Genomic DNA, 23,691 nt, shown 5'->3' on the forward strand with positions numbered 1-23,691 from the left:
TTTGGTATAATATAGATTGGTGATCTAGGGTGAAAACAGTTTATGATGTACAACAGTTATTAAAAAGGTTTGGAACGATTATTTATATAGGTGATCGACTTGCTGAACTCGAGTTAATGGAAGCGGAAATAAAGGATTTATACCACTCACAATGCATTCATGCAGATGAGTACAAGCTGGCATTATTAATCCTTCGAAACGAAAGTGCACAACTCCGTAAAGAAAAAGGGAGCGATTTTCAAAGTGAATAAGATCATAATTGGTGTTGATATTGGTGGAACAACAAGTAAAATCGGATTACTTGATCAACAGGGAATAATACAGGACAAATGGGAGATTCCCACTATAAAGGCGAATAATGGCGAATCAATTGTAACCGACATCTGGGATTCGATCACGGATAAGTTGAAAACGGTTCAGTTTAAACAAATACTTGGAATTGGTATAGGTGCTCCGGGATTCATTGATGGAGCAACCGGACTGGTGTATGAAGCTGTAAATATTGGATGGAAGAAGAACTTCCAGCTGGCAAAGCTATTTTCAGAGATTACTAAACTTCCGGTATTTGTTGAAAATGATGCCAATATTGCAGTGTTAGGTGAAAATTGGAAAGGTGCAGGCAATCATTCGGAAAATTTAATTGCCATAACACTTGGAACCGGGGTTGGCGGCGGGATAATCGCGAATGGCGAAATATTAAATGGTGTCAATGGTACTGCTGGTGAGATTGGTCATATAACGGTTGACCCTGACGGCTTTTCTTGTAATTGTGGAAAAAAAGGCTGTTTAGAGACGATTGCATCGGCAACCGGGATTGTCAGGCAGGCAAAGGAGCTGGCTAAACAAGCACCTGACAGCAGACTGGCCTCATTATTGCAGGAATCCGGATCCATTACGGCTAAAGATGTATTTTCTTTAGCTGGACAAGGTGACTTGCTTTCGAAGACAGTAATCGAACGGACAGGTGATGTACTTGGATTTGCCATTGCTAATTTAGCCACGGTTATTAATCCATCGATTATACTTATTGGCGGTGGTGTATCAAAGGCGGGCGATCAATTAATAACAATCATAAAATCCGCCTTTCATAAATATGCTTTACCTAGAGTAAGCGACGTATGTGATATTAAAGTTGCCCAGCTGGGGAATGATGCAGGTATTATTGGAGCAGCATATTTGGTCCTGCAAAAATCGGGAATTAATTAAGGAGTCGTGTCAATCATTCTGGCAAATCATAAACATGGTAAAATGAAGCGCCATTCAATGGTTTAATTATTCGTTATTGTGGAATAAACATAGAATAAAAATACAAATTTTATGAAACCTTATTTCCTTTTAACACGTCCTATCACATAGGGATAGGGGTAACTCGACTTTTAAAAGTATGACTGTAAGAATGTATTATAGAAATAAACAATTTTAAGAGGATGTTCAAAAAGTCACCAAAAAGCAGCGAATCTCCAGAGTTGGCAGTAGAGGATTTTCTGCTAGAATCGGCCGCGCCAATCGCCAACAGCAGAAGTCAACACGTCCTGTAAGCTTGGTGCCGGGAGCTACGCCGTCTCGACCAAGACTCAGGTTCGGTGACTTTTTGAACACGCTTTAAAGGTTTGTTTATTTGTAGGAGGATACAAAATGAACGTTAAACGAATCAAAATTCCATTATTTATCATTGCGACGCTGTTGTTTGGGGTAAAGACTTATATTGTTTACCGCTTTATGTTTACTATTGAAATAGATAACTCCATGCAGGAATTAATCCTGCTTATTAATCCATTTGTTTCGGGATTTTTAGTGTTTGCACTGAGTGTATGGTTTAAAAAACAATCGCGGCAAATGAAATTTTTACGCTACACGGCTTTAATTGGCACATTAATCCTTTACTTTAATCTAGTATTCTATCGTTCTTTTACTGACTTCATTACGATACCGCAACTGTTTCAGGGCAGCAATATGGGAGATTTGGGATCAAGTATTCTGACACTGATTAAGGCTTATGATATTTTCCTGTTTTTGGATGTTGCACTGATTTGGTATTTAAGCAAGAAAAATGCAGGAAGCAGTGCGGTGAAATATCCAAGAAGCGGAAAAGTTTTTGCTTTGGCAATGTCTCTGGTATTACTGGCGGGCAACTTTTTCTTAGCCGAAATGGAGCGGCCGCAATTATTTACCCGGGCATTTGACAGGGAATATCTTGTGAAAAATATTGGGTTGTTTAATTACCATATTTATGATTTCGCTGTCCATTCTAAAGTAAAGACGCAGCGGGTTTTTGCTGATGGAACCGAACTGCCGGAAATAAAAGACTATGTGGATTCGTTAAGAAGTGATAAGCAATCTGATTTGTACGGGATTGCTGAAGGGAAAAATGTGATTTTTATTTCTGCAGAATCATTGCAGACCTTTGTCATTAATAACGAGGTGAATGGTGAAGAAATCACACCATTTTTAAATAGCTTGGTTGATGATAAAGATACGTACTACTTCGAAAACTTTTATCATCAAACGATGCAGGGGAAGACGTCGGATTCTGAATTTTTAACCGCTAATTCACTGTATCCGTTACCCCGGGGAGCAGTATTTTTTACCCATGGGCAAAATGATTACCATGCACTTCCGGAGATGTTGAATGAGGAAGGATACTATACGGCATCATTTCACGCAAATAATAAAAGTTTTTGGAACCGGGATCAAATGTATGACAGTTTAGGGTTTGATCATTTCTATGGTGATGAATCATATGAAGTAACAAAGGATAATTCAATTGGCTGGGGACTGAAGGATAAACCGTTTTTTGAACAATCGATAAAATATTTGCAAGCGCTGGATCAACCGTTTTATACAAAGTTTATTACCTTGACCAATCATTTCCCATTTGACCTTGACGAAGAGGACAGATCAATTGAGCCATATGATTCCAACTCGAATACGCTAAATAACTATTTCCCTACGGTGAGGTATATGGATGAGTCGATCGAGCAATTCTTCAATCAGTTGAAAGATGCCGGTCTTTATGAGGATTCTATTATTATCATCATGGGAGACCATTACGGAATCAGTGCAAATCATAATAAGGCAATGAGTCAGTATTTGGAAAAAGAAGAAATAACACCATATGATCACATTCAATTGCAGCGAGTACCATTCTTTATTCATATACCAGGTTCCGGGAAGGGAAAAGTAATGTCAGAGGTTTCCGGACAAATTGATATTAAACCAACCATTTTACATTTACTTGGTATTGATACAGAAAATGATATTTACTTTGGTAACGATCTGTTCAGTGATGACCGGAAAGGATATATCGCACAACGAAACGGTGACTTTATCAGTGATAAATATATTTCAACAGAAGGTATCTGTTATAATCGGGAGACCGGTGAGCCGATAGAGGAGGACCAAACGATCACTGAAACGGATACAGAGAGTCCGTGTACTGCGATCGAGGAAAAAGTAACCAATGAACTGGGCTATTCAGATGATATTATTTATGGCGATTTATTTCGCTTTGTTGATTTTACAGGAAGTGACTAAATTAGTAAAAGCTGATTTGCCATCTGGTGAATCAGCTTTTTGTTTAAACTGCCTAAATTGGTGGTTTCAGACGAGTCTATGAGGACTGTCCAGTTAATGATATCGTGATAAAATGTTTGATATTCTGAACAAAGGCACTGGAGCCGGACGTGGCTTACTCTGCTGAGAACAGAATAGAGCCTAAATTTATATCCTTTCTTATATATGGACGAAAAAAAGCCGACTCCTTGAACAAGTCAGCTTTACGATTATCCCAATTCAGTATTCTTCAGCCAGTGATTTCTGCAATGATCGTTGCAATCGAGAAAAAGCCAAATGCTACTGCTGCGATTGCAGAAAAAACTAGTGCGAAAAGATTTTTGTATTTTAATTGACGGATTACGGATATTACGGCCAATATCGCAACGATTAATAATATACTTGCTAAAACTATTCTCATACCTGTCCTTCCTCCTTGAAAAATTCCATGTTGTTCAGTTGATATGGAAATTACGTTTGTATTATTATGTAACTAAACAGTGCTATTATTATTTTATAGTAAATTGTTATATTTGTCGAGGCTTATAGGCTGTATTTTAGAACAATTTTCAAAGATGATAAGGAGGAGTCAGAATGAAAATAAAAGAAATGTCATTAGGTCCGCTTGGTACAAATTGTTATATTGTGTATGATGATCAGCATGCACTTGTAATAGATCCTGGGGGCGATGCAGATCAAATCATCTCCTTTTTAACAATGGAAAGCATCGAACCGAAAGCCATTTTATTAACGCATGCTCATTTTGATCATATTGGTGGGGTTGAACCGTTACGGTCTTACTATGGTATCAATGTGTTACTGCACGATAATGAGGCAGCCTGGCTGGAGGATCCGGGGTTAAACGGTTCAGCATTATTTATTGGAGAAGAAATTAAAACAAAAAAAGCAGAGCAGCCACTTAAACCAGGCACTCGAACGATTTCGTCATTTACTTTTGACATTTTACATACTCCAGGACATTCTCCAGGAAGTGTCAGCCTGGTATTTTCTAATGAGAAAATCGTTTTCGGTGGGGATGCGCTGTTTCAGCATGGGATTGGACGAACTGATTTGCCGGGTGGAGATTTTGAGCAATTGATTCAAAGCATTCAGCAGAAACTTTATCTATTGGATGATTCGTATGTCGTTTACCCTGGCCATGGACCTGCTACAACGATTGCTGAAGAAAAACGGAATAATCCTTTTGTTCAAAGATAAGAAAGTATATAAATTTAGGCTCTATTCTGATCTCGGCAGGGTAAGCCACGTCCGGCTCCAGTGCCCAGCGACTAGTGGACTTCCCTCACCTCCGTACGATAAGTCAACATCGGTTCGCTTTCAGCTCACCGTGTTTCCTTTATCTCCTACGGCTCAGTCCAGTCCATACGTCGCTAAACGGGCGCTTGCGCCTTTGTTCAAGCTTAATGAAGTTGTAGTATTTATTCGAAAATAATGCAATAAAAAACCCTTCTTGTAAAAAGAAGGGTTTTTAGGGGGGATGTGCTCTGCTCTTTTGTTGGTTAGGGATAAAAGTTAAGCTACTGTTATTACTATAAAGGTAATTAAACAACATGTCAATAGGGTTTATTAAAAAAATTAAAAAACCCTGCAAAAAAATGAAAGCAGGGTTTTTTATCTGGTTAGCCTGTAATAGCCTATTCAAAACCTGGTACAAGGATAAAGTTGGAATACCAAGTGAATCCGACCATAAATACTGTACAATAAGCTCCGAATAAATACATATACATGCGTTCAGATAATTTTAAATAGCTAACTGTTAGGAAAAAAGCTGTTTGAACCAAGAATAATAATGCTGTTTTTTGCATGTCGCCTATGTAAAACATTACTGTAAAAATCCCTGTCCAAAAAGCAAGGACACGAAACATCCGATCCATGTTTTCCCCTCCTTTACATCCTTATCATTGATATTATAAACCAGGAACTGCATAATGTAAATGAATCTTGTTAAACATTTAAAGTTTTGCTACATAACTGCAATTTTCACAGCCTTGAAACATATTTTCTATCTCAATTAAATCGACATCGGTGAAAAGTGTATCGAACATTCCCTTTAAAAAAGCGTTGTGCATGTTGCAAATCATTGTATGGTTCTTGGTTGCTAATTCCTTGAAGGGACAGTTATGAATTTGGAAAGAAATGCTATTCGCTTTTGCATCGTATTTGAAATCGGGATACATTCCCAACATTGTCCCAGCATCGTTTAAAATAGTTATTTTTTGTTCCATTGTCAGCGTATCGGTTAACCTTGCAGATGGATAATGTTCCATAACCTTTGTGCCGTATTTTCTGCCTGTTTCATGTAATGCCTGTCTGCCTTCCTCACCAAGGTTGATAAATGCTTCAATAAGAATGGTGGAGAGGAGTTTATAATCACGGTGAGGAAAGTTTAATTCGACCACCCCATCGGAGAGCAGATACTTCCTGCTCGGTCTACCGCCTTTTCCGGTTTTTTGGGAAAAGGAGTTGATTAATTTTACATCCTCAAGCTTGGACAAATGGAGCCTTGCCACATTTGGATGAATATCAAACGCTTCAGCAATTTCAGTTACGTTTACTTCATGATGCTCTTTCACAATATATTGATAAATATTAAATCTGGTTGGATCACTTAAAACATTGGTTATTTTTAATGTCTTTTCCATCGAATCCACCTCACTAACATTATTACCTTTATTATAGTCAATACGTAAAGTGAAATGGGTAAAAAGTAATATTTGTTGAAAAATGTCCACAAACGCTAGTATCATTCGGTGGCTTTTTGAACCACCTCTTATAGTTTGACACGTCCATTTATTCTTTATACACCTTTTCAATTGGTTCATTCAGTTGAAGTGTATTTATATTGGTATAAGTTTTTTCACCGGTTTCGACGGTGAAAAATAACCGGTATTCCGTTGGTGTCAGTCGATTATAAATTATTTTTACATTTCCTGGTGGAAATGAATAGGATACGGTTCCTCTTTCATCAGTATGTGTTCCTGTTTCCACTTTAAATTTTTCCCGTCCCATCTGTACCAATGTTTCAATTTTTAACTGTTCCAAGTGATTATGAATAATCCGGATATCATTTTTGTACGTGTTCGTATTTACGGTTAGTACAAATAAGACAATGGCGGTAATAAATAATACGTAGGGAAGAAAAAAGCCATGCTGATTATTGGTAAAAGATAATTGTTTTTTCATACGTTTCCCCTTGTAACGATGTTATGGTTGTGTGGATCCCATAAGGAAGCTTTTCAAAAGTAACCGCCTGAATATCTCTTAGGTAAATTTCATGACCGGTTCCCTTGACCTGACGGCGAATCAGATTGCCATATTGTTCAATTGTTATCGTTTCATCGTCATGATTTAAAAGCTTTACTACTGTTGGTGTAACAGCATAATCTGTCGCTTTCATAACATCATCACGAAGGAAATAAAAAAATTGCTGAATGGATATTTCCTGATGGTGGGATGAATAATTGACTGATTTAATCAGAAAGGGTGCAAAGGGGAGGCTCATGAACAAAATCGTTATCGTTAAAAGTAATGTGATAAAGGTAAATCCTCGTTCACTCCCTGGAATAGCCGTACAGGCAAAACGTTTCTTTTTTGTTTTTAACATTTTTCCATTCGACACATCCTTTGACTAAATCATTTTCCATTGTAAATCGGTAAAATAACATTGTAGAATTTTCTACTTTTGCATATGTTGCTGGAGGGAGTGGCTTGTTCTCCCCCCAGAGGTAGGTCTGTAACTCATCATGTAACTGGTTTGCATGATGCCGCCTTTCCCTTAACACTTCTTCTTCCTTATTGATTAAAGAGGTTAATGGAATGACGGTGGTTGTAATCATGAAGATTATGCTAAAAGCTGCTAATACTTCGATGAGCGAAAATCCATTACTGTTTCTCAATGTAGCAACGCCCCTTGCCTAACGGAAAAACGATATGATAGGTTGAAGTGGTTGTAACGACCTTTATCCTTCCCGGCTGTTTAATTGTCCCCAGTTTATTAAAGGACACACCTTTTCCCAATAAACGCTCGTCTATTTTCCAATCGGATGGAAAAGCGCGTTCAATCAATGTTTTACCATTATCAATTTCAATCGTATAGTGGTTGTTGTTTTTATTTATTTTTAATTCAATTTTATGGTTTGCAGCATAAGACATGCTTTGCATCAGTAAAATGTCAGATTCAAATGTACGGAAAAACTGTTCTTCTGCTTGTTTATCCAGAATGGAAAATTGAATAGGAGCGCTAAGCAGGATAAGAAGTGACCAAATGCCAAGAACGAAGATAACCTCCAGCAGTGTGAAGCCGTTTTTTCGCATGTAACGTCCTACTTGGGTGCACTGACTTTTCCATCAGTTATCACCAGCGCTTTTCCGTTAGGGCATGTTTTTTGTTTGTCATTGATATATTCCGGTACTAAAACGTCGATGCTTGCAGGATAACTTTTCTTGTCCAGATAATAGGAATCGACTTGTGACTGAACAACAGATACTAACGCGTCACAACCTTTTTTGTTTACATCCTTACTTTTTTCGCCCAGGTTAGGAATGATTAAGATGATTAATACTGAAATAATCATTAAAACAATCAGCATTTCGATTAATGTGAAACCATTTTGATTTTTGAGCATAATACACTTCTCCTTATATTGTTTTGATTAACTGAAACATCGGCCACATCAGTGTCATGTAGATAAAAACAATAAACCCTGCCAGAACCAGAAAGAATATTGGTTGTATATATGTGATACTCTTCATGATTTTGCGGTGTAATTCCTCGGTGAGTAATTCGCCATACATCGATAAATCCTTTTCCAGTGCAGTAACATCGGCATTTTTTTGGAAAATGACGGAAATTTGTTTATCTAGGAGTTTCAGCTGGGATAACAGACTGGATAGATGTTTTCCATGATTCAATTCCTCGATCATCAGGGTGGAATAATAAGCTATTATGGGTAATTTTGTTTGCTTGGACATCGTGGTTAATATTTCTTTTATTGAAATTCCTGTCTTTAACAGGGAACTGAAGTGGGTTGCGAATGAAAATGATACATTAATTTGCTTGTATTTGCGATAAACCGGAAGCATACTGTAAATCTTAATTTGCTTGTCAATCCGTATTTTCCGTTTGTTAAACTGCCATAATCCAGTAGCGATGAGCGCGATAATAAGTAACACAAAAACCAAATTACTTAAAAAGTCGATGATCATAATCGATACGAATACGATGGAAGAAGTTTCGGCATTATATTGAAATAAATCCAGGAAAGAAGGGAGTACGGATTGCTTAATGAAATATAGAAGGATGGAAAAAACAACTAATAGAATAACCGGATATCTGGCAACCTGCTGGAATTTCTTTGTGTACTGCAGGCGCTGTTCATACATGGACAGGCATTTCTGGATACTTGCCTGGATATCACCGTTTGCCCGCGCAAAATACAAGTACGAGGTGATAACATGATTAAAGTTTGCTTTCTCAAAGGCCTGGTCAAGCGTACTGCCGTTTTTTAATGCGGTCGTAATGGTTGTAGCCGGCTCCAGCATTGTTTTATCCCATTTAACAATTTCCAGTGATTCAATCAAGGTGTAGCCATTTTGCAGCAAACGGGACAAGCGATTTAAAAACAATAGCTGCTGTTCCTTTTTTACATTTTTATGCCTGATCTCTGTTAAAAATTTTTTCAGATACAAACCCATATGCATATGCCTTCTTTCGTAAGTGATGAAAAGATTGAAAATCATCCATTGCGCGTATATCTCCCCCTTTTAGTACGTTTTCCAGCAGAGTACCATCCAGCAATTCCAGTACTGCAGCCCGTCGTGTTCGTTTTTTATTTAATTCAAGTGGCAATAATTCAAGCGCCGCAACCGATATAAGGGAATGCTGCAAATCCGGCAATGTAAGCCCCAGCTCCAATAACCGGTGGATCGTACCAACCGCGTTTTTGGCATGTAATGTACTTAACACGAGATGGCCTGTTAAGGAGGCCTCAAACGCAAATTTAGCTGTATTCCGGTCCCGGATTTCACCAACCATAATGATGTCAGGGTCATGCCTGAGTGCCGCCTTTAATCCAGCCTGATAGGTTATCCCGGCTTTTTCATTAACCTGAACCTGTAAAATGTTGGTGATGTCCTTTTCAACTGGATCTTCCAATGTAATGGTCTGGTAAGAATCTTCCTTTAAGATGGTTTGCAGCAGGGAATATAAGGTAGTGGTCTTGCCGCTTCCGGTCGGCCCAGTGAAAAGGATGATCCCGGCACGATGCAATATCCATTTTTTTAACCTCTTCAGCTGATTTGGGAATAAGAAGAGTTGGTCCAGCGTAAGATTTTCTTCCTGTGGGAGCAGGCGGATTGCCAGACTTTCCATGTGATTGACCGGCAGTGTTGATAAACGCAGTGAATAATAGGATAATGCTGTTTCGAAGTTTATCGTCCCATTTTGCGGCTTTCTGATTTCACCAATATCCATCCCTGATGTGAATTTAAAATAAGTGAGCAGCAATTGGTAGTGGGATGCCAGTACAGATTGCTTGAAAATTCGTTTGCCATGAACACGGAAATAAATATCGGTACGGTCTGTAAAGGGGTAGAAGTGAATGTCAGATGCCTGCGTTTCAATGGCAGACTGGAGAAGTTTGGTTGAGAGAGTTTTGGCGGAGTTCAATAACTATCGCCTCCATTTTTATATTGTTGTACATACACTATTCGACAAACACCGGCAAATTCCTTCTTTTTTTCAAAAAAAATAAAAAAAATTTATCACACATTAACGGGTTTGAACCTGAGCGGGTTTTTACATGTAGTACGGGAAGGTGCATGGAAAATACAGATATGGAAATACTGAAAACATGCAGTAGTAAATGAGGTGATAACAATTTCCGGTAATGACTATGTCAAATACATGACCGAAAAAGTGGTAACCTACATGGATTCATCAAAGGAGCAGCGAAAAGCAGCAAAAGAGAAGGAAAATCGTGAACAGGCTGTCTATTCTAATCGATGGTTCGGTGTTTTGCCATTTGCAGTTAAGATGTTAAGGAAGAAAGCACAGTAAACAGGCTCACATTTTATGTGGGGCCTGTTTCGTTTAAGATGATGTTCGAAAAATCACTAAATGATGGGCAGCGAGCGCTAGTGTTGACAGTAGGGGATCTTCTGCTAAAACCGCGTAATCACTAACAACAGAGCTTAGCATTTCTTATGCAATCCTGGTGCTCAATCCGGCAACTGTTGAATACGCACTTTAATTCATTTTATTGTTCCATCCACCAAATAAAAAATCCCGCCATTAATTACTTTATAGGATATCGTCGGCTGGTAACGATTTTTGATTTCCTGGAGTTCTTTTTCCATTTGTTTGACCAGTTCTTCATCATCCGTTCTATCGTTGTAAAAAGCTTTTAGCATGTTGCTTTCCTCTTGCAGTGTTTTTATGGATTCTTCCGCCCAGTCATTTGCTTGCTTCGCTACATGCTGATCAATTACGGATTCAATACGCAAAAACCCGCTTTTTACCTTGATTAGCGGTGATATCGTAAAACAATAATCAGCTGCTGCCAGTTGTAACGGTATTTCCTTCAACTGATCCATCATGGCAAATTTCATCATGCCATTAACTAACTGCAGTCCGATCGAGATGATCTCATCCTTTTTTTGTTTTCCGATATAACTAATTTTCATATTGACCACAAGCCATGGATAGAGAGCGGTTTTTACCGTCGTATCAAGTTGCTGAAATAATTTTGTATATTTTTCATTGTTTGTCAAATGGGAGAATATTTGATGCAGCCTTGGACTGCCAAAATGGATCCATTCGCCTTTTTCCTCCTGCTTATCAGGATTCGTAATCAGTGTTAATTGCATCGGATCCCCTTTATTACCCATTTTTTTGATATAGTGCCAGTAAAAAGGCCGATTCATTAACGCCCTGTCCATTTCTTCTGTCAATTGAACGGTTAATATACCATCCTCATTTTGAATCAATGAACAGTCATGAGCAGTAAAATAATGTTCAAGAAATTGATTCAGATTTTCAATTGCCATATTGCTGTTCCTCGCTAACTGCATCGTCATGTTTGTATTGAATGATAGAAGTAAGATTGTCCAATTTAATTTTTGCCTCCCCGGTTGAGGTAGATTCGGAAAAAATTGATTTTATTTCGTCCTCAAGATCGGTGATGTTCAGGTCGGCAAGGATCGTGTCCAAGTGGCCAATTACCGTCTCGAACAGATTTATTTTTTCATATAACAATGTCATGATATGTTCCTCAACCGTTCCGCGGACAGCGAAATTATAAATATGCACATCTTTTTCCTGTCCGTATCGGTGAATCCGGCCGATGCGCTGCTCCAGCCGCATTGGATTCCATGGTAAGTCATAATTGATCATGTAGTTGCAAAACTGCAGGTTAATCCCTTCACCGCCAGCTTCTGTCGCAATCAGCACCTGTGCATGATCCCTGAAAAGCTGCCGCATCCAGTCTTTTTTACCTCGCTTAAAGCCACCTCGAAATGGAACGGATGTGATATTGCTCTGCTGCAAATACCACTGCAAATAAAGCTGGGTCGCGCGGTATTCAGTAAAAATAATTACTTTTTCGCCTGGATTTTGCTGAATTAATTCCACTACTTTTTTCGCTTTTGCATGATGTGGAAGCTGTTCGATTTTCTCAGCAAGCTGCAGAAATACTTCACTGGCATTTTCACTATCAGCCATTTTTTTCAGTGACAGGTAGCAAGCCTCACGTGACGAGCAGATTTCCCGGAGCAACGTAAGTTTGGTGAATGAGGCGGCGAAAAGTACACTGTCAAGTTTTTGGTAAAAGTCCAGTTCAGCATCGGTAAAATCGATCCAAATCGTCTCAATGTGGCGTTTCGCATTGCTTAAATCAGTACTGTCCCTCGTATTGCGTATCATTACCTTTTGAACCAGTTGCTTTAAATATGCATCCTGCTTAATTTGATTCCGGTCTTTCCCATATTGTTCAAGGAACGATTCATAATTTCCTAAATGGCCAGGTTTTAGGATCGATACTAAGTTGAAAATTTCAACGAGACGATTTTGTACCGGTGTAGCTGTTAATAACAAACAATATTTTTTCGTTAAAGAACGGACAAATTCATAGTTTTTTGTTTTATGATTTTTTAATTTATGTGCCTCATCGATCAGTATAAAATCATAGTCAATCTCTAAAATTTGTTCCCGGTGTGGTGACCGTTTTGCCGTATCAATAGAAGAAATCAGGATGTCACACTGCTCCCACGCGTAATTCCGGCGATGGGCTATAGCTGGGATGTAGAACTTGCTATTCAGTTCCTTCTCCCATTGATTAACTAATGATGCAGGTACGAGGATCAGCGCTTTTTTTACCAGTCCCCGAATCATATATTCTTTTAAAATTAACCCGGCCTCGATTGTTTTTCCCAGACCTACCTCATCAGCCAAAATGGCTCGTCCGTTCATTTCTTCAACAACCTGTTCGGCACATGTAACTTGATGCGGTAAAAAGTTAACATGCGGGAGATAATCCAGAGCGCGCAGCCCGTTGAATGATGGTGCCATCATTGTTGTTTCCGCTTCATAAGCCATGTTAAACAGATCCCATGGAGAATAGCGATTTTCTTTATCCAGACTTTCCTGCAAATGATCGATAAATGTCGTATCTTTTTGTAGTTGAATGTCATTCATGTAATCTACTTCCTTTTAGAGAATGTTTAAAACGTACCAAATAATAAGCGATGGCATTTGGGGGTCCTTCTGCTTAAAACCACCAACAGCAGAAGTCACGCCCTTTGCAAGATTTCGGTGCTCGGGAGCTGTGCCGCCTTGACCTTTAAGAACCAATTCCGCAGCTTTTTGAACACTTATTTTTTTAATTCAATCGTATTTTAAAAAATATAAAAGTTTTATTACTTCTGCTATTTTTGTTTCGCAATTTATGATATACTTAAGCCAAATTGAGATTTGTTTCCTGTTTAAGGTGAAGAAAGTATTGCTATATTAGTATAACCAATTACATCTTTTTTCATAAAAGCGAATGAATACAAGGGGAGAGATTACGTAAAACAATTATTTTACGTAACGCCGAAGGAGCAAGCATATTGTGAATCTCTCAGGCAAAAAGACTCTTGTAGGACGCAACTCTGGAGAGTGTTTACGACATTTGTAGACCACCAACGAAGCAAGCCCCTAGAGTGGAATGAGAAACTTTCATTCCAAGGGTGCGCAACTTTCAGGTTGATGGACAGAGATTTCCTGGATAACAGTGAAATCTCTATTTTTTATGCAAAAACAAATTTAGAATGGAAATTTGCTAATTATCATTTTAAGAAGGAGTGGATATTGTGGCAGGACTGAAGCGAACCCCATTATTTCCCGAGTATGAAAAGCTTGGAGCAAAAACAGTCGATTTCGGTGGCTGGGACTTACCTGTGCAATTTGCTGGTATCAAGCAGGAACACGAAACAACAAGAACGAAGGCTGGCCTTTTTGATGTATCGCACATGGGTGAAATTATCGTAAAAGGAGAAAAGAGTCTGGACTTCCTGCAAAAAATGATGACAAATGATATTTCGAAGCTTGCGCCAAACCGTGCCCAATATACGATGATGTGCTATGAAAATGGTGGAACCGTTGACGATCTAATTGTTTATATGCTTGCGGACAACCATTATTTGCTTGTTGTTAATGCAGCCAATACGGAAAAAGATTACAAGTGGCTTGAGCAAAATAATTCTGAGGGCGTTACGATCGTAAATGTTTCAGAAGATTATGTCCAGTTGGCATTGCAAGGACCATTTGCTCAGGAAATATTGCAGCCATTGACAGAGACCGATATAAGCGCTATCAAATTTTTCTGTTTTGCAAATCCGGTTTATTTTACTGGTGTCCCATCAGGTGCCATTGTTTCCCGAACAGGCTATACGGGTGAGGATGGTTTCGAAATCTATATTGCTAAGGAAAGCGGTCGTATGTTATGGCAGCTTTTATTAGAAGCTGGAAAAGAAAAAGGGGTGGAGCCAATTGGACTTGGCGCAAGGGACACATTGCGTTTCGAGGCGAATTTAGCGTTGTATGGGCAAGAGCTTTCCGAGGATATTTCCCCAATTGAGGCTGGTCTAACATTCGCTGTTAAAGTAAACAAAGAAGCCGATTTTATTGGAAAAGCTGCATTAAAAAAACAGAAAGAAGAGGGGCCGGCAAGAAAACTTGTTGGCATTGAAATGATAGATAAGGGGATCCCTCGGCATGGCTATGAAGTTTTAGCAGCCGATCAAAAAATTGGCTTTGTAACATCGGGAACGCAATCGCCAACACTACAAAAAAACGTTGGCTTGGCTTTAATACAAACTGAATTTGCAAATATCGGAACAGAAGTTGTTGTACAGGTTCGCAAGCGGCAATTAAAAGCAGTTGTTGCAGAGACGCCATTTTATAAACGTGAAAAATAAGGAGGGTTTACCAGTGGAATTTCGCTATTTACCAATGACAGATACAGATAAAAAGGTGATGCTTGCAACAATCGGAGCAGAAAATACAGATGAGTTATTTTCCGACATACCCGTCAATGTTCGTTTCAATGGGGAGCTTCAGCTTAAAAAACCGGCAAATGAAGCCCAATTGAAAAAGGAGCTTACGGATTTGGCAAATAAAAATGCCAATTTAACAGCGTACAGTTCTTTCCTTGGTGCGGGTGTCTATGATCATTTTATTCCATCTGTTGTTGATCATGTTATTTCCCGCTCTGAGTTTTATACAGCATACACACCATATCAGCCGGAAATATCACAAGGAGAGTTGCAGGCTATCTTTGAATTTCAGACGATGATTTCCGAGCTAACCGGAATGCCTGTTGCCAATTCATCCATGTATGATGGCGGGACTGCTCTAGCCGAAGCAGTTAACCTCAGTGCTGCCCAAACCAAAAGAAAAAAAATCCTTGTGTCTAAAGCGGTACATCCAGAATCACGAGCAGTAATCACATCCTATGCGAAAGGACCTGGACTTGAGATTGTCGAAATTGAACAAGTGAATGGACGGACCGATTTAGTACAATTAGCTAATGAGCTTGATGAGAATACTGCAGGTGTGGTAATGCAATATCCGAACTTTTTTGGTCAGATCGAGCCGTTAAATGAAGTAAGGGAATTAATCGATCAGCAAAAGAAGACGATGTTCATCGTTTCGAGCAATCCATTAGCATTAGGTTATTTAACGCCACCTGGTGAATTTGGGGCAGACATCGTTGTTGGCGATACACAAGTATTCGGCATTCCGGCACAATTCGGAGGACCGCACTGCGGCTATTTTGCCACGACTTCTAAATTAATGCGGAAGGTTCCTGGCAGATTAGTCGGCCAAACAACCGATGAGGATGGCAGACGCGGGTTTGTACTGACATTGCAAGCCCGGGAACAGCACATCAGGCGTGATAAAGCAACGTCCAATATATGTTCGAACCAAGCGTTGAATGCACTAGCCAGTTCTGTTGCGATGAGTTCGCTTGGCAAGCATGGTATTAAGGAAATGGCAATGCTGAACATGCATAAAGCACGGTATATGAAAGATAAGTTGGAACAGGAAAATATTGACGTTGTCACAACTGGTGCTTTTTTCAATGAGTTTGTTATTAAACTTTCCGGGTCTGTTGCGGATATTAATGAAGCACTACTGGCAAAAGGTTTCATCGGTGGTTATGATTTAGCACAAGCTTATCCGGAACTGGAAGGACAGATGTTAATTGCTGTAACAGAACTTCGTACAAAAGAAGAAATTGATACTTTTGTAAAAGAATTGGGGGATATCCATGGCCGTTAAAGATTTTCCGTTACTATTTGAACGCAGCAAAGAGGGCAGGACAAGTTATAGTTTACCAGAATTGGATGTACCTGAAGCCGATTTGTCAGCTGATCTGGATGATTCATTCATTCGGACGAACGCGCCTGATTTACCGGAACTAAGTGAATTAGAAATCATTAGGCATTATACGGGATTATCGAGACGAAATTATGGGGTGGATTCCGGCTTTTATCCATTAGGTTCTTGTACAATGAAATATAATCCGAAGATTAACGAAGATGTTGCACGTTTGCCTGGATTTAGTCATATTCATCCATACCAGGATCCAAACAGTGTGCAAGGCGCAATGGAAATGATGTACGATTTGCAAACCGCGTTAAAGGAAATTACCGGTATGAATGAGGTGTCACTGCAGCCAGCTGCCGGTGCACAAGGTGAATGGACTGGTCTCATGATGATACGTGCCTTTCACGAAGCAAACGGTGATACGAGACGAACAAAGGTGATTGTTCCTGACTCTGCCCACGGAACAAACCCTGCATCAGCATCCGTTGCCGGTTTTGATGCAATTACGGTTAAATCGAATGAAAAAGGTCTAGTCGATTTGGAAGATCTAAAACGTGTAGTTGGAGATGATACAGCGGCATTAATGCTGACAAACCCGAATACACTTGGATTATTTGAAACAGAAATACTGGAGATGGCGGAAATTGTTCATGATGCAGGAGGGAAATTATATTATGATGGTGCCAATTTAAATGCAATTATGGGCTATGCGCGGCCTGGTGATATGGGCTTTGATGTTGTTCATTTGAACTTGCACAAAACATTCACTGGACCACATGGTGGCGGTGGACCTGGATCAGGTCCTGTCGGCGTGACAGAAGATTTGACACCATTTTTGCCAAGGCCATTACTTGTGAAGCAGGATGACAAGTATGTATTTGACGATGATCGCCCGGACTCTATCGGTCGAGTAAAGCCATACTATGGCAACTTCGGGATTAACTTACGTGCCTATACGTATATTCGAACAATGGGCGGGGAAGGTCTTAAAAAGGTAAGTGAATATGCGGTGTTAAATGCAAACTATATGATGCACAGATTGGAAAAAGAATTTGTTTTACCATATCCGCAGCATTGTAAGCATGAATTTGTTTTGTCAGGTAGAAACCAGAAGAAATTAGGGGTACGGACACTTGATATCGCAAAACGGCTGCTTGATTTTGGCTACCATCCGCCAACTATTTATTTTCCGTTAAACGTGGAGGAAGCGTTGATGATTGAGCCAACAGAAACCGAATCAAAAGAAACACTGGACGGTTTTATTGATGCAATGCTTGAGATCGCAGAAGAGGCGAAGCATGATCCGGAGACCGTACAGGAAGCACCACATACGACAATTGTAAAACGGATGGATGAGACAACTGCCGCTAGAAAGCCAATTTTGAGATATGATAAATAATAAAGAGACGTTCCGGTAACCATTTTAACCGGAACGTCTCTTTTGGAAATCCTATTTAATTTTTCCTGTCCATTTTTTAAATCCGCCTTTTAGCTGACTTAAATCCTGATAGCCTTTTTTGCGGAGGAGCTGGGCTGCCCGTGCTGACCTGGAACCACTTTGACAATAAAGAAAGACAGGCTTGTCCTTTCTCAATTCTACAAGGCGATGTTTCATCTGTGTTAATGGTATATTTCTGGCGCCAAGGATATGTCCTTTTTTAAATTCCTGGGGCTCTCGTACATCGATTAATTGGGCTTTTCGATATCCTTCCCGAAATTGTTCTTCCGTTAATGTTTTTAAATAGGCACGTTGTCTAAAATAGCGGAATAAACCAAATCCGATAACAACAACAAGTGCAATGATAATAATTTCCATGATTTGTCCCCCGTTTTTTCTCTTATGTTCCATATCTATTATATGGTTGATTGTCTACTTTTTCAAAGGTTTTTATTCTTTGTTTCATCAAACGAAGTGAGTCTTTATACCTATTTTTAATTTTTTTAATTAAATGTATGATGTAGTTTGTGTGATTTAATCATCTTTTTACCAGAGGGTATATCATCTCTATTATCTTTACTGCAAATGCAAATGGCGAAAAATATGATTTTGGCAAAATAATGGCTTGTTTTCGTTTGATATCTCAAAAATTCGAGCGAAATTACCCTTTTTTATTTTTGACAAAATCATAGTTTTTTGCTTAAAACACAATATATAGTATTTTTTATTTAAATCAAGCACAATATATTGTTATTTTTGATTCGTTTGTGGTATGGTGAAAATAGAAGTACATATTTAAAAAAGGAGTGATGAAATGTCGACTGTTGTCGAGGAACGAAACAAAATTAATATAAAAAGCTTGAACAAAGATATTGCATTGTTTTCGCAAGTACATCCGATTACAGATGACATGAAGCTAACCCATAAAGGTGTATCAAGGTTAGTCATGCTTGACCGCTACGCATTTAAAGACACAGAAAAGAAGACGTTGAAGGTTGGAGACTTTGTTGTATTAACGGTAAAAGCCGATCCAAAGTTTCCGGCACGCGGACTAGGATTTGTGAGGGATATTGATTGGATCAATAAGCAGGCGGATATTCAAGTGGATCCAGAATTTGTTCATGTCCTGGATAATGAAGCGGAACAAGAGACCGGCGTTGTAAAACGATCCTTGGATGTCATTGACAAGCCATTGGAGATTTACTATGAACAAATTGCCAGGAGAAATGCGACAGGTCTAGCGAGTGTTGAGACGACTGAGGAGAAGCGTCGTGAATCGTTTGAAAAATTTAATCAGGAATTAGCCAGCTTAAACTTCATTCCGGCTGGACGAGTATTGTATGGTGCAGGCTCCAAGACGGATGTAACATTTTTCAATTGTTACGTAATGCCATATATTCAGGATTCTCGTGAAGGAATTTCCGATCACCGCAAGCAGGTAATGGAGATTATGAGCCGCGGTGGCGGTGTCGGTACAAACGGGTCAACATTACGACCAAGAAACACACTGGCAAAAGGTGTCAATGGTAAATCATCCGGTTCAGTATCATGGCTGGATGATATTGCGAAATTAACGCATTTAGTTGAGCAAGGAGGTTCACGTCGTTAATATCTCGGCGACGTAATCTCGTGAATTGCTGGAACACCCTTAGAGCTTTCTTCACCACAACGTGATTGGCAACAGTGAGCGTGAAGGTTTAAAAAGAAGGAAGATTGGGCAATCAGCAGCCAAGTATCTTTGGAAACGAAGATAAAGGTTCAACGACTATTGAAACTTCCTAAGGTTCCTGTTAAAAAATAAACTATTATTTATATATGAGGTGGTTACTATGGGAATTAAGGAAGAAGTAAATCGTAATAAACGGCGACGTGTTTACGAGGCGCGAGACAAGGAAGAAATCATAAATTCGATAATTAAACTCCATGCTGAAGGCTATAGTCAAGTTGATATAGCAAAATCGTTGAAAATAAGCAGAGGAACCATCAGGCGATGGAATAACGAACTTCACTTTATCAAAATTAGAACACCGGGAGTAGCTGGGAAATTGAAAAATAAAATCTATAACTATGATGAAGATTTCTTTGAACATACATTGACTCCGAATAAAGCATATATTTTAGGATATATAACAGGTGATGGAACAATTTATGATCGTAAGAAATCCAAAAGATTAGTACTTGCCCCTGGCTGAGAAAGACAAACAATTATTATTTGATATAGGCGAAGAGATGGGCGTTAAGGATTTAATTAAATTCAGAAAGAAGAACGCCTCAAATGAACAAAACAAATATTCATTAACCATTAATTCTACAAAGATGTGTAATGATTTAATAAAACTGGGAATTGGACCAAGAAAAACAGGTTTGGAGAAATGGATTGAGTTTAATAACCATGAATTTCAATGGGCCTATTTAAGGGGATTTTTTGATGCAGACGGGCACATTAGAATTTATAAAAGAAATGGTTATCAGAAGGCTAGACTTGGTTTTACCGGGAATCCCGAAATGCTTCTATCCATTTTAAACTTTTTCAAATCATTTGGTTTAGCGAAAAATGTAAATTCTATTACACACAAGCAAGGATGCTCTGATATATATGTTAGTAGCATTAGGGATATTAAATTAGTGTTCAATGAATTGTACAAGTATGGAGATGTTAAATTAAAACGAAAGTATGATAAATTTTCTTCCTTGATGATATAGTCTGATCTTACATGAAAGTGTAAGAGTATGGCAGAAATGACCATACCCCTATTGTATAAAGGAGTAACAAAACGGGAGCACAAATGATCATGCTGGTCGATTCGCATCCGGATATCATTGAATTTATCATTTCAAAGATGCAGAATCCGCGAATTTTACGGTACTTGATTGAAAACACGGAAGATGAACAAATCAAACAGCTGGCACAAGAAAAATTGAAGTTTACCCCGTTAACCGAAACAGAGGTCGATCTGTATCAGGGGATTGTTAATTATAAAAATATGCCAGGTTTAGGCGGTTTTACTCAAGCAGCCATTCGGGAGGCGGAAGATAAGCTGAGAACCGGCGGAACATATTCCGTTCATAATCCTGAATTCCTGACCGGTGCAAACATTTCCGTATGTTTGACCAAGGATTTTATGGACGCGGTGGAAAATGACAGCTGGTATGAACTTCGTTTTCCGGATGTAGAAAACTATACGCAAAAGGAAATGAAAGAATACAATCAGAACTGGCATGAAGTTGGCGATGTCCGCAAATGGGAAGCAATGGGTTATGGTGTCCGGGTTTACCGGCGTATCAAGGCCAAAGAACTATGGAATCTGATTAACGTCTGTGCGACCTATTCAGCTGAGCCAGGGATCTTTTTCATTGATAATGCGAATGACATGACAAACGCCAAAGCGTACGGCGATCAAGTCGTAGCGACGAACCCGTGTGGTAGAGTAGCATAGTTTGCCTCACGTTAAACATCGGGTGAATTGCTGGAAAGCTAAGGGTATTATACCTATGCCAATCAGCAGCGAAGTATCACAGGGATGTGATAAACGTTCAGAGACTAGATGCATACCACTAGACCAGTGATGAAGCATCCACGAGCGCCCGGCACGTACATCTACGTGAAGATATAGTCCGACACTCTATTGAAAAATGGAGAAGTCCAGGATAAAGAGCCTGGAATACAACAGATGGAACAGCCGCTCGCACCATATTCAGTTTGTAATTTAGCAGCGGTAAACCTTGCTGAATTTGCCAACAAGGATACCAAAACAGTGAACTTCGATAAATTAAAACAAACCGTTCGCATCGGCGTCAGGATGCAGGATAATGTGATTGATGCAACGCCGTACTTCTTGGAAGAAAATAGGAGGCAGGCGTTAGGCGAACGCCGTGTTGGGCTTGGTGTAATGGGACTTCATGACCTGTTGATCTATTGTGATACAGAATATGGATCAGATGAAGGAAATAAATTGGTAGATAAAATATTCGAAACGATTGCAACGACTGCTTATCGTGCATCAATTGAATTAGCTAAAGAAAAGGGCAGCTTTCCATTTTTAATTGGTAAGACAGATGAAGAAACGAAATCACTCAGGGAAGCATTTATCAATACCGGATATATGAAACAAATGCCAGAAGATATCAGACAAGATATATTAAAATACGGTATTCGCAACTCGCATTTGCTAACTGTTGCTCCCACCGGGTCCACTGGTACCATGGTTGGCGTAAGTACAGGATTAGAACCATATTTTTCCTTTTCTTATTTCAGAAGTGGACGGCTCGGTAAGTTTATTGAAGTAAAAGCAGACATTGTCCAGGAATATTTGGATCGCCACCCGGAACAAGATCCGGATAATTTGCCGAAATGGTTCGTCACAGCAATGGACTTGGCACCAGAAGCACATGCCGATACACAATGTGTTATCCAGCGTTGGGTGGATAGCTCGATATCAAAAACAGTGAACGCACCAAGAGGTTATACGGTTAACCAAGTGGAAAATGTTTACCGTCGCTTATACAAAGGTGGCGCAAAGGGTGGAACCGTTTATGTGGACGGGAGCCGTGATTCACAAGTACTGACTCTGAAGGCGGAAGAAAATTCATTCACTGAGGATACGGAAGCAATCCAAACAGAGGAAAAACCGCGTGTTGTCCTCATGGATACCATTCAGGAACTGGAAAGAACAAATGTTACAATCGGTTCCGAGGTTGGCGACACATGTCCGGTTTGCCGCGAAGGCAGTGTGGAAGATATCGGTGGCTGTAATACGTGTACAAGCTGTGGTGCACAGTTGAAGTGTGGATTATAAGTACTGAAGAAAAGAGCTTACTCAAAAAGGGTTGGCTCTTTTCATTTTTCTTAAGGTATAGCTTGTTTATCAATGGATTATCCTGTATCCTTATTATAGAAACATTGTTGCCTTACCTAAAAATTTATTCTTTTGAAATGAGGAGATTTTATGCCGACTCCAAGTATGGAGGATTACATAGAACAAATCTATAATTTGATTGAGGCAAAGGGATATGCCCGCGTATCCGATATTGCTGAAGCTTTACAGGTGCACCCCTCTTCTGTTACGAAAATGGTTCAGAAGCTTGACAAAGATGAGTATTTAAATTATGAAAAATACCGGGGATTTATCTTAACCCCAAAAGGCAAAAAAATTGGCGAGCGATTGGTTTTTCGTCATGAATTACTTGAACAGTTTCTGGAAATTATCGGCGTGGAAAAGGATAATATTTACGAAGATGTCGAAGGGATCGAGCATCACTTAAGCTGGAATTCGATTGATCGGATCGGGGATTTGGTGCAATATTTTAAAGCGGATAACAAGCGGGTTGACGAACTGCGAAAAACACACAGCGAAATCGAATAAGGAAATAGAGAATCCAGCCAATTGCCGGCTGGATTTTTTCTCGTCTAGGAAATTATAAAATTTTGCGGCTGTGGATAACTTAATAACCGGATAAGCCACATCCGGCTCCAGCGCCCAGCGGCTAGTATACAACACCCGCCTTCGTACGATAAGTCAACATCGACTCGGGTAAGAAGGAAGGCCGACTAAAAGCGGACTTTGCGTCCAACTCACGTCTACCCCTTTTTTAGGGGCATGTTTCCTTTATCTCCTACGGTAGGAATGTTCGGTTAAAACCGCTGCTTTACGCAGCAACACCGAACCACCCTGCTTGGCAGGGCGCAGCACATACGCCGCTAAACGGGCGCTTGCGCCTTTGGCGTGCCCAGCACGCTGTTAATTGCGAGTTGGTGAAAGTCCAACCCAAGTAAGTACCAAGACGCTTGGTAGCTGACAAGTAACTGGTGGAG

At 39.5% G+C, this 23,691-nt stretch carries 24 protein-coding genes, 3 pseudogenes and 1 riboswitch; of the genes and pseudogenes, 14 read left to right on the forward strand and 13 right to left on the reverse strand.

Annotated features, from left to right (window positions below; all coding sequences use genetic code 11):
* Nucleotides 1-29: 29 nt before the first annotated feature.
* From IEX12_RS01725 to IEX12_RS01735, 3 genes are all read left to right on the forward strand, one after another.
* Nucleotides 30-251 carry a YqgQ family protein gene (locus tag IEX12_RS01725; protein WP_088050636.1) on the forward strand — a complete coding sequence of 74 codons (222 nt, stop codon included), beginning with the start codon at nt 30-32 and terminating at the stop codon, nt 249-251.
* The gene (locus tag IEX12_RS01730; RefSeq protein ID WP_155554093.1) at nt 244-1,206 is read left to right on the forward strand and encodes an ROK family glucokinase; all 963 of its coding nucleotides are present in this window, start codon (nt 244-246) and stop codon (nt 1,204-1,206) included. Before IEX12_RS01725 ends, IEX12_RS01730 begins: the two co-directional genes overlap by 8 nt.
* Nucleotides 1,207-1,635: 429 nt before the next feature.
* Nucleotides 1,636-3,534, forward strand: a complete 1,899-nt coding sequence (locus tag IEX12_RS01735) for an LTA synthase family protein (protein ID WP_155554092.1) — start codon at nt 1,636-1,638, stop codon at nt 3,532-3,534.
* Between the two features lie 268 nt (nt 3,535-3,802).
* On the opposite strand, the gene IEX12_RS01740 is transcribed toward IEX12_RS01735, so the two are convergent.
* Nucleotides 3,803-3,973, reverse strand: coding sequence for a DUF2759 family protein (locus IEX12_RS01740; protein WP_088050633.1), 171 nt, complete (start codon nt 3,971-3,973; stop codon nt 3,803-3,805).
* Nucleotides 3,974-4,146: 173 nt separating this feature from the next.
* Here IEX12_RS01740 and IEX12_RS01745 point away from each other — a divergent pair, with 173 nt between their 5' ends.
* Complete coding sequence (locus tag IEX12_RS01745) at nt 4,147-4,770, forward strand: MBL fold metallo-hydrolase (protein ID WP_188724581.1); 624 nt, start codon at nt 4,147-4,149, stop codon at nt 4,768-4,770.
* 437 nt (nt 4,771-5,207) lie between these two features.
* Here the strand turns inward: IEX12_RS01745 and IEX12_RS01750 are convergent, their stop codons facing one another.
* From IEX12_RS01750 to comGA, 9 genes are all read right to left on the reverse strand, one after another.
* On the reverse strand, nt 5,208-5,447 hold the full coding sequence (locus tag IEX12_RS01750; protein ID WP_188724582.1) for a DUF2626 domain-containing protein: 240 nt from the start codon (nt 5,445-5,447) through the stop codon (nt 5,208-5,210).
* A 78-nt stretch (nt 5,448-5,525) separates the two neighbouring features.
* Entirely contained in the window at nt 5,526-6,215 is a 690-nt protein-coding gene (locus IEX12_RS01755) for a helix-turn-helix transcriptional regulator (protein WP_155554418.1), read from the reverse strand.
* A gap of 148 nt (nt 6,216-6,363) precedes the next feature.
* Nucleotides 6,364-6,756, reverse strand: coding sequence for a hypothetical protein (locus IEX12_RS01760; protein ID WP_155554417.1), 393 nt, complete (start codon nt 6,754-6,756; stop codon nt 6,364-6,366).
* Nucleotides 6,728-7,177 carry a competence type IV pilus minor pilin ComGF gene (locus tag IEX12_RS01765; RefSeq protein ID WP_155554416.1) on the reverse strand — a complete coding sequence of 150 codons (450 nt, stop codon included), beginning with the start codon at nt 7,175-7,177 and terminating at the stop codon, nt 6,728-6,730. The genes IEX12_RS01760 and IEX12_RS01765 overlap by 29 nt, the downstream gene beginning before the upstream one ends.
* Entirely contained in the window at nt 7,125-7,469 is a 345-nt protein-coding gene (locus tag IEX12_RS01770; RefSeq protein WP_188724583.1) for a type II secretion system protein, read from the reverse strand. The genes IEX12_RS01765 and IEX12_RS01770 overlap by 53 nt, the downstream gene beginning before the upstream one ends.
* Nucleotides 7,456-7,887: a competence type IV pilus minor pilin ComGD gene (gene comGD / locus IEX12_RS01775; protein ID WP_088050626.1), complete on the reverse strand. Its 432-nt coding sequence runs from the start codon at nt 7,885-7,887 to the stop codon at nt 7,456-7,458. The genes IEX12_RS01770 and comGD overlap by 14 nt, the downstream gene beginning before the upstream one ends.
* Nucleotides 7,888-7,895: 8 nt before the next feature.
* Nucleotides 7,896-8,198: a competence type IV pilus major pilin ComGC gene (gene comGC, locus IEX12_RS01780; RefSeq protein ID WP_155554413.1), complete on the reverse strand. Its 303-nt coding sequence runs from the start codon at nt 8,196-8,198 to the stop codon at nt 7,896-7,898.
* Nucleotides 8,199-8,211: 13 nt separating this feature from the next.
* On the reverse strand, nt 8,212-9,267 hold the full coding sequence (comGB, locus tag IEX12_RS01785) for a competence type IV pilus assembly protein ComGB (RefSeq protein ID WP_188724584.1): 1,056 nt from the start codon (nt 9,265-9,267) through the stop codon (nt 8,212-8,214).
* Entirely contained in the window at nt 9,224-10,240 is a 1,017-nt protein-coding gene (comGA, locus tag IEX12_RS01790) for a competence type IV pilus ATPase ComGA (RefSeq protein ID WP_188724585.1), read from the reverse strand. The genes comGB and comGA overlap by 44 nt, the downstream gene beginning before the upstream one ends.
* Before the next feature lie 201 nt (nt 10,241-10,441).
* On the opposite strand from comGA, the gene IEX12_RS01795 reads away from it, so the two are divergent.
* On the forward strand, nt 10,442-10,630 hold the full coding sequence (locus IEX12_RS01795) for a YqzE family protein (RefSeq protein ID WP_286170817.1): 189 nt from the start codon (nt 10,442-10,444) through the stop codon (nt 10,628-10,630).
* A 194-nt stretch (nt 10,631-10,824) separates the two neighbouring features.
* On the opposite strand, the gene IEX12_RS01800 is transcribed toward IEX12_RS01795, so the two are convergent.
* Together IEX12_RS01800 and IEX12_RS01805 are read right to left on the reverse strand one after the other, a co-directional pair.
* The gene (locus IEX12_RS01800) at nt 10,825-11,619 is read right to left on the reverse strand and encodes a YqhG family protein (RefSeq protein WP_088050622.1); all 795 of its coding nucleotides are present in this window, start codon (nt 11,617-11,619) and stop codon (nt 10,825-10,827) included.
* Entirely contained in the window at nt 11,609-13,264 is a 1,656-nt protein-coding gene (locus IEX12_RS01805; protein ID WP_088050621.1) for a DEAD/DEAH box helicase, read from the reverse strand. The genes IEX12_RS01800 and IEX12_RS01805 overlap by 11 nt, the downstream gene beginning before the upstream one ends.
* 349 nt (nt 13,265-13,613) lie before the next feature.
* A riboswitch (glycine riboswitch) is annotated at nt 13,614-13,714 on the forward strand.
* Nucleotides 13,715-13,920: 206 nt separating this feature from the next.
* Here IEX12_RS01805 and gcvT point away from each other — a divergent pair.
* Genes gcvT through gcvPB form a run of 3 tightly spaced genes read left to right on the forward strand, consistent with a single transcriptional unit; the run spans nt 13,921 to nt 17,840 of the window.
* A complete protein-coding gene (gcvT, locus tag IEX12_RS01810; protein ID WP_188724586.1) occupies nt 13,921-15,027 on the forward strand; it encodes a glycine cleavage system aminomethyltransferase GcvT in 1,107 nt (368 codons plus the stop codon).
* Nucleotides 15,028-15,040: 13 nt separating this feature from the next.
* Nucleotides 15,041-16,393, forward strand: a complete 1,353-nt coding sequence (gene gcvPA / locus IEX12_RS01815) for an aminomethyl-transferring glycine dehydrogenase subunit GcvPA (RefSeq protein WP_188724587.1) — start codon at nt 15,041-15,043, stop codon at nt 16,391-16,393.
* A complete protein-coding gene (gene gcvPB / locus IEX12_RS01820; protein WP_188724588.1) occupies nt 16,383-17,840 on the forward strand; it encodes an aminomethyl-transferring glycine dehydrogenase subunit GcvPB in 1,458 nt (485 codons plus the stop codon). The genes gcvPA and gcvPB overlap by 11 nt, the downstream gene beginning before the upstream one ends.
* Nucleotides 17,841-17,891: 51 nt before the next feature.
* Here the strand turns inward: gcvPB and IEX12_RS01825 are convergent, their stop codons facing one another.
* Nucleotides 17,892-18,257, reverse strand: a complete 366-nt coding sequence (locus IEX12_RS01825; RefSeq protein ID WP_088050617.1) for a rhodanese-like domain-containing protein — start codon at nt 18,255-18,257, stop codon at nt 17,892-17,894.
* 436 nt (nt 18,258-18,693) lie between these two features.
* Between IEX12_RS01825 and IEX12_RS01830 the strand changes: the two are divergent.
* The 6 genes and pseudogenes from IEX12_RS01830 to mntR all read left to right on the forward strand — a co-directional run.
* Nucleotides 18,694-19,485 (forward strand): annotated as a pseudogene (locus IEX12_RS01830) (ribonucleotide reductase barrel domain-containing protein); the annotation flags it as partial.
* 223 nt (nt 19,486-19,708) lie between these two features.
* The gene (locus tag IEX12_RS01835) at nt 19,709-20,071 is read left to right on the forward strand and encodes a helix-turn-helix domain-containing protein (RefSeq protein WP_155554410.1); all 363 of its coding nucleotides are present in this window, start codon (nt 19,709-19,711) and stop codon (nt 20,069-20,071) included.
* A complete protein-coding gene (locus tag IEX12_RS01840; protein ID WP_188724589.1) occupies nt 20,058-20,582 on the forward strand; it encodes an LAGLIDADG family homing endonuclease in 525 nt (174 codons plus the stop codon). The genes IEX12_RS01835 and IEX12_RS01840 overlap by 14 nt, the downstream gene beginning before the upstream one ends.
* 65 nt (nt 20,583-20,647) lie before the next feature.
* Nucleotides 20,648-21,304, forward strand: a pseudogene (locus IEX12_RS01845) (ribonucleotide reductase barrel domain-containing protein); the annotation flags it as partial.
* Between the two features lie 249 nt (nt 21,305-21,553).
* Nucleotides 21,554-22,675, forward strand: a pseudogene (locus tag IEX12_RS01850) (ribonucleotide reductase barrel domain-containing protein); the annotation flags it as partial.
* Nucleotides 22,676-22,825: 150 nt separating this feature from the next.
* Nucleotides 22,826-23,242 carry a transcriptional regulator MntR gene (mntR, locus tag IEX12_RS01855; RefSeq protein WP_102415101.1) on the forward strand — a complete coding sequence of 139 codons (417 nt, stop codon included), beginning with the start codon at nt 22,826-22,828 and terminating at the stop codon, nt 23,240-23,242.
* Nucleotides 23,243-23,691: the final 449 nt, after the last annotated feature.

The sequence above is a fragment of the Lentibacillus populi genome, from assembly GCA_014642895.1.
Classification (GTDB): Bacteria; Bacillota; Bacilli; order Bacillales; family Amphibacillaceae; genus Lentibacillus_C; species Lentibacillus_C populi.